The sequence below is a fragment of the Paenibacillus fonticola DSM 21315 genome (assembly GCF_000381905.1).
In the GTDB taxonomy this organism is placed as follows: Bacteria; Bacillota; Bacilli; order Paenibacillales; family Paenibacillaceae; genus Fontibacillus; species Fontibacillus fonticola.
This window is the reverse complement of sequence record NZ_KB907257.1, coordinates 44,738-61,579: the sequence shown is the minus strand read 5'-3', so window position 1 is coordinate 61,579 and position 16,842 is coordinate 44,738. Positions and strand designations below refer to the sequence as shown.

The 16,842-nt window shown below is 47.4% G+C and carries 14 protein-coding genes; 8 read left to right on the top strand and 6 right to left on the bottom strand.

Going from position 1 to position 16,842, the window contains the following annotated elements:
* The first annotated feature begins 20 nt into the window (after nucleotides 1–20).
* The 3 genes from G358_RS0114330 to G358_RS0114320 all read left to right on the top strand — a co-directional run bounded on the left by G358_RS0114330 (nucleotide 21) and on the right by G358_RS0114320 (nucleotide 2,898).
* Nucleotides 21–1,406: a PTS fructose transporter subunit IIC gene (locus G358_RS0114330; protein ID WP_019637928.1), complete on the top strand. Its 1,386-nt coding sequence runs from the start codon at nucleotides 21–23 to the stop codon at nucleotides 1,404–1,406.
* 5 nt (nucleotides 1,407–1,411) lie between these two features.
* On the top strand, nucleotides 1,412–1,864 hold the full coding sequence (locus G358_RS0114325) for a PTS sugar transporter subunit IIA (protein ID WP_019637927.1): 453 nt from the start codon (nucleotides 1,412–1,414) through the stop codon (nucleotides 1,862–1,864).
* Between the two features lie 158 nt (nucleotides 1,865–2,022).
* On the top strand, nucleotides 2,023–2,898 hold the full coding sequence (locus G358_RS0114320) for an alpha/beta hydrolase (RefSeq protein WP_019637926.1): 876 nt from the start codon (nucleotides 2,023–2,025) through the stop codon (nucleotides 2,896–2,898).
* A gap of 81 nt (nucleotides 2,899–2,979) precedes the next feature.
* Here the strand turns inward: G358_RS0114320 and G358_RS0114315 are convergent, their stop codons facing one another.
* The 5 genes from G358_RS0114315 to G358_RS0114295 form a co-directional block, all read right to left on the bottom strand.
* Complete coding sequence (locus G358_RS0114315; RefSeq protein ID WP_019637925.1) at nucleotides 2,980–4,449, bottom strand: MDR family MFS transporter; 1,470 nt, start codon at nucleotides 4,447–4,449, stop codon at nucleotides 2,980–2,982.
* Between the two features lie 256 nt (nucleotides 4,450–4,705).
* Nucleotides 4,706–5,857, bottom strand: a complete 1,152-nt coding sequence (locus G358_RS0114310; protein WP_019637924.1) for a mannitol-1-phosphate 5-dehydrogenase — start codon at nucleotides 5,855–5,857, stop codon at nucleotides 4,706–4,708.
* A complete protein-coding gene (locus G358_RS0114305; protein ID WP_019637923.1) occupies nucleotides 5,854–6,291 on the bottom strand; it encodes a PTS mannitol transporter subunit IIA in 438 nt (145 codons plus the stop codon). Before G358_RS0114305 ends, G358_RS0114310 begins: the two co-directional genes overlap by 4 nt.
* Nucleotides 6,292–6,294: 3 nt before the next feature.
* Complete coding sequence (locus tag G358_RS0114300; protein WP_051107688.1) at nucleotides 6,295–8,388, bottom strand: BglG family transcription antiterminator; 2,094 nt, start codon at nucleotides 8,386–8,388, stop codon at nucleotides 6,295–6,297.
* Nucleotides 8,389–8,466: 78 nt separating this feature from the next.
* Complete coding sequence (locus tag G358_RS0114295; protein ID WP_019637921.1) at nucleotides 8,467–9,885, bottom strand: PTS mannitol transporter subunit IIBC; 1,419 nt, start codon at nucleotides 9,883–9,885, stop codon at nucleotides 8,467–8,469.
* A 444-nt stretch (nucleotides 9,886–10,329) separates the two neighbouring features.
* Here G358_RS0114295 and mgtE point away from each other — a divergent pair, with 444 nt between their 5' ends.
* Together mgtE and G358_RS34000 are read left to right on the top strand one after the other, a co-directional pair.
* A complete protein-coding gene (gene mgtE, locus G358_RS0114290) occupies nucleotides 10,330–11,664 on the top strand; it encodes a magnesium transporter (RefSeq protein WP_019637920.1) in 1,335 nt (444 codons plus the stop codon).
* Between the two features lie 217 nt (nucleotides 11,665–11,881).
* On the top strand, nucleotides 11,882–12,007 hold the full coding sequence (locus G358_RS34000) for a hypothetical protein (RefSeq protein WP_019637919.1): 126 nt from the start codon (nucleotides 11,882–11,884) through the stop codon (nucleotides 12,005–12,007).
* 275 nt (nucleotides 12,008–12,282) lie between these two features.
* Here the strand turns inward: G358_RS34000 and G358_RS0114280 are convergent, their stop codons facing one another.
* Complete coding sequence (locus tag G358_RS0114280; protein WP_019637918.1) at nucleotides 12,283–12,990, bottom strand: DNA alkylation repair protein; 708 nt, start codon at nucleotides 12,988–12,990, stop codon at nucleotides 12,283–12,285.
* A gap of 494 nt (nucleotides 12,991–13,484) precedes the next feature.
* Between G358_RS0114280 and G358_RS0114275 the strand changes: the two genes are divergently transcribed.
* From G358_RS0114275 to G358_RS0114265, 3 genes are all read left to right on the top strand, one after another.
* Complete coding sequence (locus G358_RS0114275) at nucleotides 13,485–14,399, top strand: dihydrodipicolinate synthase family protein (RefSeq protein ID WP_019637917.1); 915 nt, start codon at nucleotides 13,485–13,487, stop codon at nucleotides 14,397–14,399.
* Nucleotides 14,400–14,450: 51 nt separating this feature from the next.
* On the top strand, nucleotides 14,451–15,863 hold the full coding sequence (locus G358_RS0114270) for an ABC transporter substrate-binding protein (protein ID WP_019637916.1): 1,413 nt from the start codon (nucleotides 14,451–14,453) through the stop codon (nucleotides 15,861–15,863).
* A gap of 91 nt (nucleotides 15,864–15,954) precedes the next feature.
* Complete coding sequence (locus G358_RS0114265) at nucleotides 15,955–16,833, top strand: carbohydrate ABC transporter permease (RefSeq protein WP_026342261.1); 879 nt, start codon at nucleotides 15,955–15,957, stop codon at nucleotides 16,831–16,833.
* The last annotated feature ends 9 nt before the right edge of the window (nucleotides 16,834–16,842 follow it).

Below are 16,842 nucleotides of genomic sequence, written 5' to 3'. Positions count from 1 at the left end.
TGTGAGGAGGAGAATCATCAATGACGAAAATAATTGCTGTTACTGCTTGTCCAACGGGTGTGGCTCATACGTATATGGCTGCAGAGTCGCTGCTGAAAGCGGCGAAAGAGAAAAATGTGGAGCTAAAGGTCGAAACCCGCGGCGCCATTGGTGTCGAAAATGAACTGACTGAACAGGATATTGCCGCGGCGCACGCGGTTATCCTGGCCGCAGATACGGATGTATTGGAGGCCCGGTTTGCGGGGAAACCTGTCGTGAAGGTAGGAGTAGCGCAAGCGCTGAAAGATCCGGGCGGTCTGCTTGATCAGGCGCTATCAATGCAGGCGGCTGCTCCGGAAGATTATCTCAAGCAAATTAATCAGGCGAAGTCAGAGCGCGGGGCAACGCGCAAAGGACCCTACAAGCACCTGATGACCGGCGTGTCAGCCATGCTGCCCCTTGTTGTGGCAGGCGGTTTATTGATAGCGATTTCATTTATATTTGGCATTGAAGCTTCTAACGAGGAAGGGACGTTGGCCGCGGCGTTTATGGAGATTGGTGGAGGGGCGGCATTTGCCCTGATGGTACCGATCCTTGCCGGATTCATCGCCTTCTCGATCGCCGAGAAGCCGGGTTTGGCGCCAGGCCTTGTCGGAGGGATGCTGGCCACGAAAATTGGCGCGGGATTTATCGGCGGTATTGCCGCCGGCTTCCTGGCAGGGTATTTGGCCAAGTGGCTTAAAGATTGGATCAAGATGCCCCGCAACATGGAAGGGCTCAAGCCCATTCTGATTATACCTCTCCTGGCTACTGGAATTACGGGATTGTTAATGATTTATGTCATCGGTGAACCGGTCAAATTCACGATGGACAGTCTGACGAACTGGCTGAACACGATAGGCTCTACCAATGCCGTATTGCTCGGCTTGCTGCTCGGCGCAATGATGGCTTTCGACATGGGCGGACCAGTGAACAAAGCGGCTTATACTTTTGCCGTCGGTCTGCTGGGGAGCAGCGTGTATGGTCCGATGGCCGCCGTTATGGCTGCAGGAATGACGCCTCCGCTTGGGTTGTGGCTGGCAACGCTGATCGCACGGAAGAAGTTCACTTCAGAAGAGCGGGATGCAGGTAAGTCTGCGGCCGTACTGGGAATTTCGTTTATTACCGAGGGAGCTATCCCGTTTGCAGCCAGTGATCCGCTGCGCGTCATTCCATCGATTATGGTTGGCTCAGCAACTACCGGTGCACTGTCAATGCTGTTTGGTGCAACACTGCAGGCTCCGCATGGCGGCATATTCGTCCTGGCGATCCCTAATGCGGTGACACAATTAGGCTTATACGCATTAGCCATTGCTATCGGGACATTAGTAACAGCTGTGATGCTGTATATTTTGAAAAAACCTGTAAATACACAACTAGGCGGGTGAGCACAATGAAAATTATAGATTTGATGCATGAACAATCGGTCTTAATGCCTCTTAATGTATCCTCTAAAAATGAATGCATAAACGTTTTGGTTAATGCGCTTGCCGATTCCGGCACGGTTACCGATAAAGCTTCCTATCAGGAGGCAGTTATTAACCGGGAAAAAGTAAGCTCTACGGGAATCGGCTTTAACGTCGCTATTCCCCACGGCAAATCTGCCGGCGTAGCGAAGCCGGGACTAGCCTTTGCCCAATTGACGAGTCCGCTGGACTGGGATTCCATTGACGGCAAGCCGGTATCGATCGTCTTCATGATTGCCGTACCCGAGAAATCAAGCGGAAATGAGCACTTGCACATCCTAATGGCGCTTTCCCGCAAGCTGATGGACGATGATTTCCGTAATCAGCTGCTCTCCGCCCGGGATCGGGGAGAACTTATGGAGCTGCTCGGCACCATTTAATCCGGAATGTTTGGGTATATTATCGTCCGCGGCCGTTTACACTGATCATTCAGTGGAGCGGCCGCTTTTCATGTTATTGAGCAAACATAGTCGATTGTGATTGATACGGAGTTCAAGTTAAAATAAAGTATTATTTCAAAATAGCTAGGGAGGATGACATGAAAAAAGAGACGGTTGTATATAAAAAAGTGAAGGATTGCCCGATTCAAGCGGATATTTACAATAACAGTAACAATTCACCTGTGCTCTTGTACATTCATGGCGGGGCCTTAATGTTTGGTTCGCGAAGCTGGCTGCCGCTGAACCAAATCGAGCTGTACCATAAGGCCGGATTTACGGTGATCAGTGTAGACTATCGGCTCGCGCCGGTCACCAAGCTGTACGACCTTGTGCAGGATATCCGGGACGCCATTCAATGGGTCAAGTCAGCTGCCCCGCAGTATGGATTTGATGCGGACAAGCTGGCGTTGATGGGCGGTTCTGCCGGAGGTTATTTAAGTTTGCTAATGGGGACGATGGAAATGAAGCCAAAGGCGATCGTATCTTTTTACGGGTACGGCGATATTTTGGGCGATTGGGTGACAAAGCCCAGCGAGTACTACTGTACAAGACCGCTAGTCAGTAAGGAGCAGGCGCTTCAGGCCATCGAGCATAATATCGTATCGGAAGGGGATTGGAGCCGATTTAATTATTACTTGTACTGCCGTCAGCAGGGAGTTTGGCTGACAGAAATGTCCGGACTCGATCCGTTGCAGGACCGCAGCCTGCTAGAGATGTACAATCCGATCCATAATATTCAGCCAGACTATCCCCCAGCCTTGCTGCTGCATGGTGACCAGGATACAGATGTGCCTTATGAGCAGTCCGTTATGATGCATGAGCGGCTGCGGAAAATCGGTGTAGAAGCTGAACTTATTACGATTTCAGGAGCAGATCATGTTTTTGATCAGCAGCTGTTCACAGCGCCGGAGGTTCAGCAGGCTTTTACGCGGGTGATTGAATTTTTGAAGCAGCAGCTCATGGTTAGTGACTGACGCAGAGAATAGGAAAGAGGTGTCCCAAAATGACTACATGGGCACCCCTTTTTAAGCTTTTATGAATGTATTATGCAGTTTTTATGGTTGTACGGAATCAGGTGCTGCCTGTTCTACAGGAGCTTTGGTTCGTTTTGTAAATAACGATAGCGCTAAGGCGCCGATGGCGAAAATCAAGCCAACAACGAAAGCTTGGTGTATTCCTGCCAGCAAGCCCTCCGACATTTGCGTTAGCGTTGGCTCTGCAGTGAGGCTCATAAAATAAGCCTGCTGTCCGGATGTCATAATACTGATAAATAATGCGACACCGATAGCTCCGGAAATTTGCTGCAGTGTGTTCAACACCGCCGTTCCGTGAGGGTACATTCGCTGCGGCAGCTCATTCAAGCCGTTCGTTTGCGTTGGCATCATAATCATCGCGATGGCAATCATCAGCGCCACATGAAGAATGACCAGTGTAGTCGTGGTCGTCTGCAAATCAATCCGTGTAAACAGCCACATAATAATTAGCAGCAGGGTGCTGCCGGGGATGACGAGCGCCCGCGGACCGAATTTGTCGAACAGCTTGCCGGTGACCGGTGAGATCAGACCGTTGAGCAAACCGCCTGGCAGCAGGACAAGCCCCGCTGTAAATGTAGTCATCAAAAATACGCCTTGCATGAGAAACGGCAACAGCAGCATCGTTGAAAACATCGTCATCATGGCGATGATCAGCATCAGCGTCGTTAATGTAAACATGGGAAATTTAAACACGCGAAGATCCAGCATCGGTTCCTTCGACTTCAATTGTCTAATTACGAACAACAGCAGGGAAACTCCCCCTACAATTAATGGAAAATATACATTTGTACTGGCCCATGTCGTATCCGCTTTACCTGCGTTGCTGAAACCGAAGACAATTCCGCCAAATCCAAGCGTAGACAGCAGAATCGACAGCACATCGACTTTAGGCTTGGTGATGGTAGTCACATTTTTTAGAAAAATGAACGAGACGACGATCGATAAAGCGGCAAAAGGCAGCACGAGGAAAAACAACCAGCGCCAGTCGGCAATTTGTAAGATCAAGCCCGAAAGCGTAGGGCCAATCGCAGGAGCGAACATAATTACGAGTCCGATCGTACCCATGGCCGCACCGCGCGTTTCCGGCGGATAGAGCACCAGGACGGTATTCATCATGACAGGCAGCATAAGTCCGGCACCTCCGGCTTGAAGCAAGCGTCCAACTAGCAGCAATTCAAAGCTCGGGGCAATCCCGCAGAGGAACGTCCCGGCGGTAAACAGCACCATTGCTCCGAGGAACATTTGGCGGGTCGTAAACCATTGCACCAGCAAAGCGGATACTGGAATAAGCACGCCGACAACGAGCATATAGCCGGTGGCCAGCCATTGCAGCGTAGCAGCGGACACTTCCAGCGCCACTTCCAATTTCGGTAAAGCGATGTTTAACAGCGTTTCATTTAAAATCGAAAAAAATGCGCCAATAATTAATGATACTAAAATCGGCAGTTTTCTGATGTTTTGTACATCATGTTGTGCAGCAACATTGTTCAAAGTTCCATCCCTATCCTTATCTATTAAATTTTATATAACAGTGTTATTGTAACAGAAAAGTGTTAACTCTAATTAATAAAATTTGAAATTATTTTCGAATGCGGTGAACCGGGTAAGGACGACAATGCATCGAATGCAGCCGACAATGCAATAGGAAGGAGGCCATGCCAGCAATAGCAGAAAAAAATAAAAGCTGAAAGGCTCCAGCAGGTTTGCACTGAAGTCTATCAGCTTGCTTGCTTCATTATTATTATCGCTAATGCTTTCCTTTAAGCTCTTCGTATTCTTTGGCAATATTCAGATGAAGTGGATGGTCCTTTGGAAGCTCTGTGTATTTCTCGATCGCCGCATGGACGCCGTGCTCTTTAATGTAAGCCTGCAGCTCTGCCGATTCCGGATCATTGCTCTCATCGAACAGTAACGCCGCGGCGACAGCTCTGGTCAGATGGGGGACGGCGATATCAAGCTTGTAAGCGAGCAGTGCAGGGCGGATAAGCCGATCGTTCGGAGAAATTTTTCTAATCGGCGACCTTCCGACCCGTCCGACCTCGTCTCTTAAATACGGATTGACGAATCGCTCCAATATTTGCTCGATATACTGTTTATGTGTTTCTTCGTCGAATACGTACGTCTTGACAAGCATGGCTCCTGTCTCCAGCAAAGCTCCTTTAACCTCAGCCACCACAGCAGAGTCGGTCATCGCTTCCTGTATCGTTTCGTATCCGCGCAAAAAGCCTTGGTATGCGGCTATGCAGTGACCTGTGTTGACTGTGAACAGTTTCCGCTCAATATAGGGCATTAATTGATCTACATAATGGACGCCTGCAATCTCTTTAAATCCGTCCAGCATGGCTGACCGATCCACGGTCCACTCATAGAACGGCTCAACAGTAACGAGCAGCGGATCATCATGCTGCTGCAGCGGTACGATCCGGTCAACCGCGGCGTCGGGAAAGGAAATCACTTGCTCCGCCTGGGCTTTAGCCGATTCAGGCAGATGGTCGAATACGTGATTTTTCAGCAGCGTGCTGCCGCCAATCGCATTTTCACAGGCGATGATATGAAGAGGACGGCTTCCGCGGGACAGTCTCAGTTCGATGCCTGCAGCGATCGCGGCGGCAATATGCTTCAGAACGGACACGCCGACGGCCGTTGTGACGATATCCGCTTCCGCGATGGCCTCAGCGACAAGAGCGTGATCGCTGCCATTAATCGCTGTAACATTGCCGACAATGATGGAATCGGCTTGCTCATTCGCTAGAGTAACCGTATACTGCCGTTTGCTTTCCAATAAATTTACGAGTGCCTCATTCACATCGACGAAGGTAACTTCATATCCGGAGTTGGAGAGCAGTAAGCCGATAAATCCTCTGCCGATGTTGCCTGCTCCAAAATGTACGGCCTTCATTCCTCGATCCCCTGTTCGAATATGTGTATGAGCTCTTCTTCTGAAGCAGCGTTAACGATTCGTTTCATTTCTTCGTCGTCAGATACGAGTACAGCTACGTTCGTCAAAATACTTAAATGATCATCCCGAATCGCTGCTAGACCGATGACCAATGTAGCGGGCTCGTCGCCGCCGAAGTCAATGCCGTCTGGAGCTGTAAGGATAGCCATGCCCGTAGACTTTATCATCGATTTGGCATCATTCGTGCCGTGTGGCATCGCAAGGCCGCCCCCAAGATAGGTGGAGAGAGAATCCTCGCGCTCAATCATTTTTTCGATATATTCCTGCGGGGCATGACCTGCATCCACCAGCATTTGTCCTACCATGCGAATCGCTTCATATTTATCTTGTACTTTTACATTCAGTTTCACTTTATCCTTAGATAGAATAGCCATGGTTTAATCTCTCCAATCCAGTGTTCTTATAATGTATTTCTCCAGCTGTGCTGATATGAAGCCTTTGATCTCTTCACGATTCCCTCCTTCCAGTAAAGTAATCATGTCCGCTAATAGCAGCATGCCGCTGATTTCGCTAAGTACTTCTAGGCTGGCTTTATCCAGCTTCATCGGGCCGAGCATGATGAGGATTTGCCTGACGGTACCATCCTCATGATTAAGTTCTAACGGTTCGTCGTAGCGGAATAGTGAGATGATGGGCTGCTGGACCCATTCACTTCGTGTATGGAGCAATGCAATCTCTGTATCCGGCATGACCAGGCTGCCCTGCTGCTCCCGAAGCAGCAATTGCTGTACGATCTTTTCTTTGCTTAGCAAAATATTCGGCTGATTCATCACCGTGAGCATCTGCAGCAGTTCGCCTTCCAAATCGGGCTTGGCAGCGAGCAGCTTCATGGGATGAACTTTGAAGTTATCAAGCAGCCGCAGTACGATGCCGGAATAAAGATGCAGATGGTTTATCCGCTCAAATGGATTTTGATCCGATTCCGGAAGGGGGACGGCGGATTCTTTATTTTTCAAAGTGATGTCCTGTATAAATGAACGCAGCCGTGCTGTCTCTTCATCTGTAAGAAGAGGGCTGATCTTAATGTATTTGTCTGAATCGAGCGGCAAGCTGACGGTAGAAATGATTAAATCATACTCGTCCCCAGGCAAACGAACTGCTTCATACCAAGAATGATGACCGATCAGTTCAATTTGCGGCAGCTCCTTAGAGATGCGTACCGCCAGCAGTTTGGATGATCCGATACCGCTGGTGCATACGAGGACCGCCCGTACTTTCCATGGGATTTGTTTTAACCGCTCCAGGGCGGCACCAAAATGCATAACGATATATCCGATTTCCTCGTCCGGCACATGGATGGCATGTACTAATTTATCCACGCCCTGCCTCACAAGGGTAAAGAGCTGATCGTAGTCCTTTTTAATTTGCGGCAGGATCGGATTGCGGATCGCGGTGCCGCTGGCGATTCTTTGGAAGGCCGGACGCATGTGCTGAATTAGCCCTTCCACCAAGGAACGGTCATCCAGAAACGAGCTTTGGGTTTGGCTCTCGATATATTGGATAAGCTTGGTTACCGTTTCGATCAGCGACATGTCGTTATGGTTGACGAGAAGTCCTAGCTCGTGCTGTGCTTCACCTGTCAGGAGGGAGCTGATATATTCACACTCTTCCGCAGGCAATTGCAGCTCAAGCAGCTGTATTAGCTTGGCAAGCTGGCCGTTGTCCTTGCTGTCCTTGTTGTCCTTGTTGTCATGGCCGATGCCCTGTAATGTGCCAGCATCTGTCTCGGCGGGATGAATAAAACAGTGATGCTGGATTCGGGTCAAGGCGACGGAAAGCTTGATTAATAGGCGTGTATAAGCGGCTTCGGACAACCGGATGGGCCACTGCTTGTTGAGTTGCCACAGCGCTCTTTCGAGCTTGAAGAACTGTTCCTTGCCGACCATATTCAGCAGCTGAATTGTTAAGGGATGGACAACGGTATGCTCAGCATGCTCATTTTGCTGTCCAAACAAATCGGAATCATCCAAATATTTAATCGCCAGCATGCTGATCATTTGCCGTTTCGCTTGTTCCGTCCCCGTTAATTCGACACCGTATCCGCGCCTTCTAATCAATGTTAACTGCTGCTGTTCGATTGTATCCTCAAGCTGATCCAAATCACTGCTGATCGTTGGCATCGTTACGTTCAGCTCGTGGGCGAGGGTGAACAGCTTCATCGGCTCGTCGTCCTCCAGCAATTTGCACAAAATAAGCACTTTACGTTCTTCGGACGAGTATTCAGCCGGTACGGATAAATTGAGCTTCTGGCGAAAAAGCTCCAGCTTATCGCTGTCCGCTTCAATTTTGATGCCGATCCCGGATTTCTTATGAAGAGTAATGCCACTAGCCGCTAAAACTGGCTCAATATCGAGCAGCTCCCGGTGAATAGTTCGTGTACTGGTTCCAATCTTATCTGCGATATCGGCGGCTGTAATTTCATTCTGTTGATTGAACAGCAACTCCACAATTCGTCGTTGTCTAGTTGACATTATGATAGGGCATCATTCCTTCATGATAGAAATGAGCTTAACGCCGACAGAAAACTGTCAGCGCCAAGCTTGAAATTATTAGCTCAATCTTTCCACGAGCGTGTCGTATTCAGGACTTTTTAAGAAGTTGTCGATGGAAATGTGCTCTGCATTAGGATTTTTTTGACGCGCCCGGTCCGTCAATGTTTTGTGGGTGATGACGATATCCGCATCATCCGGAATGTCGTTAATCGCCGTATTAGTTACGGTGATAGGGAGACCGGCGGCATTGATTTTCTTTCTTAAAATAGATGCCCCCATCGCGCTGGAGCCCATGCCTGCGTCACAGGAGAACACGATCTTCTTCACTTCGGCCTTCGTTTTAGTGGACGCATCAGCAGAAGGAGCAGCAGAAGCGTTAGTGCCCTTGGACTCAGATTTCATTTGCTGCATTTTTTCCTGTGCTTCTTCCAGATTGTCTCCGCTGTCCTTACTTGTCTTCAGCAGCAGAGATGCGATCAAGAAGGATACGACCGTTGCAACGATAACGCCTGCGAACATGGCCAGATATCCGCCCTTTGGCGTCATGGCCATATAGGCTATGATACTGCCAGGGGAAGGAGCCGCTACAAGTCCTGCACCCAAAATCGAGAAGGTAAACGTACCGGCCATGCCACCGCCGATAGCTGCAAGGATCAAACGCGGATTCATGAGAATGTAAGGGAAGTAAATTTCATGAATACCGCCCAAGAAGTGAATGATGACCGCGCCTGGTGCAGAGTTCTTAACCATGCCTCTTCCGAATACCCAGTAAGCAAGCAGGATGCCAAGACCTGGTCCAGGGTTGGATTCCAGCATGTAAATGATAGATTGTCCAGCTTTGGATACTTGCTCCAACGCTAATGGTCCAAGAATACCGTGGTTGATCGCATTGTTCAGGAACAATACTTTTGCCGGCTCAATGAGCAGGTTAGCCAGCGGAAGCAGGCCTGTGTTGATTAAAAATTCAACGCCTGAAGCAAGGATGTTGCTGAACGTCTGGACGACAGGACCAATCCCTTTGAAGGCTGCCAGGGCGAGTCCGCCGCCGATAATACCGGAGGAGAAGTTGTTGATCAGCATTTCAAAACCAGCCGGAATTTTGCCTTCCACCGATTGGTCGAATTTTTTCAGCACCCATGCGCCGAACGGTCCAACCAGCATCGCTCCGAGAAACATCGGGATGTCCGAGCCGACAATGACACCCATCGTCACGACGGCACCGATTACACCGCCCCTTACACCGTGAACCATATGTCCGCCCGTATAGCCGATCAGCAGCGGAAGTAAGTAGGTGATCATCGGGCCTACAAGTGAAGCCAGACTTTCATTCGGGATCCAGCCTGTTGGAATGAATAGGGCGGTGATTAAACCCCAGGCAATAAATGCCCCGATATTCGGCATCACCATGCCGCTCAAAAATCTCCCGAAACGCTGTACTAATACTTTGATACCAGATGAAGACTCTGCAGTATCCATATTGTTGACCTCCTATATGCATTTTTGATCATTGGATATTGGGTATTTGTATTTCTAAATTTATCGTAGCTGTTAGCGTTTTCAGTATCAATATAATCAAAAGCAGTTTGCTTCATGATGGCTGTTGACATGATTTTAGTGTTTGGAAAATTACAAAAGGTTATACTATACGGATTGCGGATTGCGATTGATCGCCACCACCTCGTAACGATTGCTGCTGCATGTTACAATGGTAAGTTAAGGAACAGCTGAAGATGAAATTTACCAAGAAATTCATGGTTTTATTTCATAGGATGAAGTGGTTTGGGACGGATGAGTGCGTGCAGGATAAAGGCGAGTCATTTGATACGGCCAGCGCGAGGCATTTGTGTTAACTTATGAATGAGGAGGGCTGTTCGATTAAACATAGGATAGAGGATATTTTCACAAAGGAGTACGTTATAGATGATTGATTTAAAACGATTGCAGAATGCGGTCATGACATCGGATAAGCAGGCGATGATTGCGATTGCCGAAGCTTACAGGCCGATTGATTTGGCGGAAAGTCTGGAAAAATTAAATCATGATGGACAAAACAAACTGATTCAATCGCTTCCTTCTGCTTTGTCTGCGGAAATATTGGAATTTGTGGAGCCATTGCTGCTATACCGGATCTTGGATCATCTGGAGGTAGATTTGACTGCCCGGGTACTGAACGAAATGTCAAGTGACGTGGTCGTGGATATGATGCTGGCCATCCATCGTTACCAAGCGGAAAAATTGCTGAATTTGCTGCCTGCGGATTACCGGGAGAGAGTTCAAACGTTGATGACCTTTCCAGAGGAAACGGCCGGAAGTTTGGCCACAATTGATTATATTGCCGCGCCTGGCACGTGGACGATCGATACGACGCTGGCTCATATCCGTAAAGTGGGGCGTGAAGCAGAGATTACGGCATATATTTACGTTACCGGAATGAAGGGGGAACTGCAGGGGGTAGTTTCATTAAAAAAAATTATTTTGGCCGAGCCGCATACCCAGTTAAGGGACATCGCAGACGAGCCAATTTCCGTGCCTGCTCTGATGGAGCAGGAGGAGGCGGCGGACCTGTTATCCCGGTATGACTGGGTCGCACTGCCCGTTGTGGATATGCAAAATCGCTTGATCGGGGCCATTACCGTAGACGACCTGATTGACGTCATACAGGAGGAAGCGACAGAGGATATCCAAATGCTGGGGGGAAGCCAGCCGTTGGAAGATGTCTACTTTAAAACCTCGATATTTCATTTATACCGCAAAAGAATCATATGGCTTCTGATATTGTTTGTTGCGGAAGCGTATACCGGTACTGTATTAAGACATTATGAGGATACGCTATCGGACGCTATTTCATTAGCCTTTTTCATTCCGCTATTAATTGGAACGGGCGGGAATACCGGTACGCAGACCGTATCGACATTAGTGCGGGCGTTAGCGGTTGGTGAGGTACATTTTCGGGATATATTCCGCGTGATCAGAAAAGAATTGATGACTGCGCTCATGACAGGGGTTACTATTGCAACGGTCGCTTTCGCACGGGCATGGATGCTTGGTGTCGAGTTGAATGTCGGGTTCGTTGTTGGCATAACCGCTCTCATGATCGTCATATGGGCTTCGCTTGTTGCCGCGATACTTCCGCTTATTCTTCACAAATTGAAGGCGGACCCAGCCGTAATTTCAGGGCCGTTTATTACGACACTCGTGGACGGTACCGGTTTGATTATTTATTTTTCGATCGCTAAAATATTGCTGAATTTATAATTATGCGCGAGGATATCCTGACTGTGGCTAACGTGTACTTAGGGCTGCTAGCTACACGAGGGATAAATTGCAATCCAACCAAGCCTGGGGGACAAGGGTATAACTTGTAGTACAAGTATCTAATAAATAGACTTTATTATAGGGGAAGATGTCCAATCTGTATTTTAAATACTTGAATAGGATGGTGTGTACGCTAAATAAAAGGAGGTATACACACATGGGTGAAGTTGGTGGATTAGGTTATGGCGGTGGATCTTGTGCCGGTGGATTATTTACTTCAACTGCAGCGATTTTAGTTCTGTTCATATTGCTAGTAATCGTCTCAAGAACCTTTCTTTATTAACTAATTATTTTTAGTTAAATCGCTTGTCTGCTTCCAGTAATCAGGATATGATGTGGCTGCGTAGCGAGTACCGCCGTGCAATCCGAAAACATCAGTAATGAAGCCGCGCTGGCATTTAGCTGGCGGGGCATTTTTTTTTGCTATAATAGGATTCAGTTGAATATATTTTTCATTTAGGTTGCAAGGCAATAAACCGTTTCTTAGTATTCAACACCAAATATATCCCATTAACGGTGAATCTGCCTTTGTAAAGTTAGTTTTTTGGAAGTTCGTCATTAACAAATGCAGGTCTTTTTCTTTACGCCAATTTTTCCTCTTTGTTGTATTTTGGCGATATATTCCGCCGCTAGGGGAACTTTGCACGCCGTTTGACCGACATCGACCTGTACTTTCCCAATCTGTTGAGCGATTAGCACAGCTTCCTCATATAAAGGAGCTGCATAAGCTCCAGCGATAATTACAAAGTTGTTCATCGTATACCTTACACGGTTTCTCTCCTGATGGATATCCGTTTGGATCTGCTGTAAAAGTTCGCGGATTTCCTCGAAATCGAGCTGCTCGTCAGGCGTAATCGATATATAGTTTGCGTAAGTGCTCCAACCGCAAGTGGCAATCATTTCTTCCTCGGAAGCTATCCACTCTCGCGCCAAATCGAGAGCGAAGGGACTTTCTGCAGCCACACCGGCTACCGTGTATTCGGCAGGCGAGTACCAGTTTGCATGCCGAACCCAATGCTGCAGCTGCTCTATTGTCATTTTTTTTGGATTTACCGATAATCCGGCTAAGTACATGGCGTCATAGTTTCCAGAGTCGTACAAAGCCAGGGCAAGCTCCTGGTCTTGGGCAACCTGTTTCACCAGTTTTTTTAAGTCGCCAATTTTGACCCCAAACAGAGGTTCCTCTGCGCCATGGCGCATCAAGGTTTTCTTCGTTTGTTCAGAGCCCATTTCCTCCAGTTTTCTCATTACTTCTGTCAATGTCATGCTGTACTCCCTCCATCGCTTATCCAATTCCTATGGAAACTTCCACTGCTTCTTCCTAACTAAGTACCCATCTCAACAGTAAGCATCACAAAAGTACATCAAATTTAGTATATCTAAGCCGTCTATTTAAAACAATGAAGCGTCAGCCAGAGTGAATGCTGCAATTGGAAGAGTAGGTGAAAGCCCGGTTGTCCACTTAGGAAAAAATTTTCACAACAAAAAAAATCAAGAAAATAATTTACAAACTCTCAATAACGTGTTACTTTGAATATGTAAGAAGCCGAGTACAAATACTACAACCAAAGTATCGTGTAAGGGCTTCCAGATTTAGCAGCAAGTTTTATCAAACGGGGAGGTCAGTTCATCGAACAATGCCTTGTCATGACTTTTGGTGAAAATATTTTCTATATATTAATATAAAGGGAAAATATTTTCCGGCCGGAATTCAAACAAGGGAACAGCTCAGACATGTTGACAACAAGGAGGAAATAGGAATGACATCTTTAGAGAAGTTTTACGGTATTTTACCTGCCTTCTACGCTTGTTACGATGACGAAGGGAATATTTCAGAAGAACGTACTTATGATTTGTGTGAATACTTGTTAAGCAAAGGGGTACAAGGCGTATACGTTGGCGGAAGCTCAGGCGAATGCATCTATCACAATCTGGATGAGCGCAAAGCGGTGCTGACTTATGCTGCCAATCATCTGAAAGGAAAAATGACGCTGATTGCCCATGTAGGCGCTCCATCTACTAGAGACAGCGTTGAACTAGCCAAACACGCTGCGGCACTAGGATACGATGCGTTATCGGCTATTCCACCTATTTATTTCAAGCTTCCTGACAGTGCCGTATATAAATATTGGAGTGATATTCTCGAGTCAACTTCGCTCCCCTTCATAATTTATAACATTCCGCAAACGACGGGGTATACGCTTAGTCCGGCGCTGTTTGCCAAGCTGCTGGAAAATAAGAAAGTGATCGGCGTAAAAAACTCCTCGATGCCGACGATGGATATTGAGCGGTTTAAGAGAGTCGGCGGTGCAAATGTCATCGTATTTAACGGACCAGACGAGCAATTCGTATCCGGAAGAGTGATGGGGGCGGACGCCGGAATCGGCGGGACGTATGCTTCGATGCCGGAGCTGTTCCTGCAGGCGAATGAATTCGTGAAGGCCGGTAAATTTTCCGAAGCAACAGCCATTCAAAGCGATATTAACGACATTATTATCGCTCTTTGCTCCTTGGACGGGTCGATGTATGCCGTCATTAAGGAAGTGCTGAGAAGAAAAGGCGTAAACATTGGCGGAGTAAGAGCGCCGCTGGAAAATATTAGCGAAGCAGATGCCGGACGAATCGATGGAATCATCCAGCTGATCGACCAGGCCATCGACCACCATTGTAAGTAATCCAATCAGTCAGTCACATATTTTCTTACCTACAACTAGGGAGGCTTACACATGAACAATAAGCGTTTGTTTACAACGATGACGGCACTTTTATTAATTGTTTCTTTGATGGCGGGCTGCTCCGGTAACAATAAAGCCGGCAACGGCGCGGCATCATCTAACGCAGGCAAAGGCGGCAAAGAAAAAGTTGAAATCACGGCATGGCTGACGCCGCAGTGGAAAGGCGTGCTGAACGCATCGGAGCAAGGCGCTGATTACGACAGCTTCTTGAAATATGCGGCAGAGAAATTTGCAGCTCAATACGATAAATACGATGCCAGCGTAAAAGTGGAAGTGATTGCGGGAGATCAGCGCGACCAGCTTCTCAATGTTAACCTTAGCAGCAACACCCCGCCTGATGTGTTCTTTGAAAGCGTATTTCCAATGGGGGACTATGTTCACCGCGGTGCGATGGTGCCTCTAACAGATATCGTCGATGATGAAGCCAAGAAGGACATTGACCAAAGCTTCTGGGATGCCGTAACGTTCGGGGACGATATTTACTTCTATCCGTTCCAACATAATCCGGGCACGCTCGTATACAACGCGGATATGTTTAGAGCGGCTGGTTTAGAGAAGTTTGTCGGCAGCGAGAACGAAATTAAAACCTGGACTATGGATGAGTATCAACAAATTTTAGACGCTCTGAAAACCAATCTGCCAAAGGACAAATATCCTAATGCTTACCCGATGGCTTTGTATGCTGTAAATAATCAAGGCGACACTTGGAATTTGGCGTACCTGAGAACGTTCGGCAGCCCGTTCTTCAATAACGAAGGCAACATCGTGCTTGATGACGAGAAGGGCGCTAAAGCGGCGGCTTGGCTTAAGAAACTCTATGACGGCGGCTATACGAATCCTGGAGCTGAATCCGTATCTTCCAACGATGCGAACGCCATGTTCCAGAACCAGCAGCTGGGCATCAGCTTTACGAATCCGATCCTCTTTAGCAACATGAAGACGAACATGGAGAACGGCACGTCTCCTAAATTCGATGTGCGTCTGGCTAATATTCCGTCCGAAAGCGGAGACCCGCTGTCCTTTACGTACGTTGTTGGCGCCAGCGTGTTCCAATCCGGCAATGCGAAGAAAATAGAGGTAGCCAAGGATTTCGTTAAATTCTTCTCTACGGATCCTGAGTTGGTGAAGTCCTCGAAGAACGGCATTCCTGTAAGAAGCTCGGTTGCCGAGGAATTAAAAGGAGAAAACCCGCTCTTCGCGGCTTATGATGCGAATTCTAAATATTTATTCAATTTCACTGGCAACGTTCCAGGCTACAGCCAACTGAGAGAAGTGCTTTACCCTGAGCTTCAGGCGCTGTACTTGGGACAAAAAACGCCTGAGCAAATGGTGAAAGACTATCAAACGAATGGCAACAAGGTGATTGAGCAGAATAAAGCCGGCTCCGTTATCTACAATAAATAGTCTGCCGGCCGATCAACATTACACGATTAACAGCCTTGAGCTTCAAGAAATTGCCGGGCTCAAGGCTGCTAATTAGAAAGGTAAAATGGATATGAAACTACGAAGAAATATTTACGCCAAAGAGAATATGACCGGTTATTTGTTTATTTTACCTCAGATGCTCGTTTTCTTGCTCTTTCTTGTCTATCCGATCTTTGAAGGCATCAGGCTGAGTATGTATCGGATCAATTATCAGAGCGAGACATTTGTCGGCTTCGATAATTACTTGACCCTGTTTCATGACCCGGTCTTCTTCAAAGCCTTAGTGAACACCGTTGTATTTGTCGTATTTATCGTCATCCTTACAGTTGGTTTTGCTTTATTTGTAGCTTCGGCAATCTTTGATAAGAACGCCAGATACGTCTCTTTCATCAGAGGAAGCTACTATATTCCTGTCATGGTTTCTATGGTCGTCATGAGTATGGTTTGGAGCTTTTTGCTCAATCCCGCAAATGGATTGATTTCGTATTTTGCCCGCGATATGGGGCTAGGCGCAGTGAATCTTCTCGGTAATCCAAAGACGGTTATGCCCGTCATTATTTTCGTCACCTTTGCGACCAACGTCGGTCAAGCAATCATCCTGTATATCGCTGCGATGATCGGCGTACCTAAAGATCTATTTGAAGCGGCAGAAGTGGATGGAGCCAGCAGATGGCAGGTCATCCTTAAAATATTGATTCCTTCCGTCAAACCGACGACCGTGTATATCACAATCATTAACATCATTGCTGTTCTGAAAATATTTGTCGTCATTCAGTTGCTGACTGGCGGCGGCCCGAACAATGCTTCTGTGACATTGATGTATTACCTTTACAACAATGCTTTTAAATATAATCAACTCGGGGTTGCCTCTGCAGTTGGAGTAATCATGTTCGTCATCACGCTGCTGCTGTCAGTACCTCAATTGAAAAGCATGCTTCAGGACAAGTGAGGGGGATAA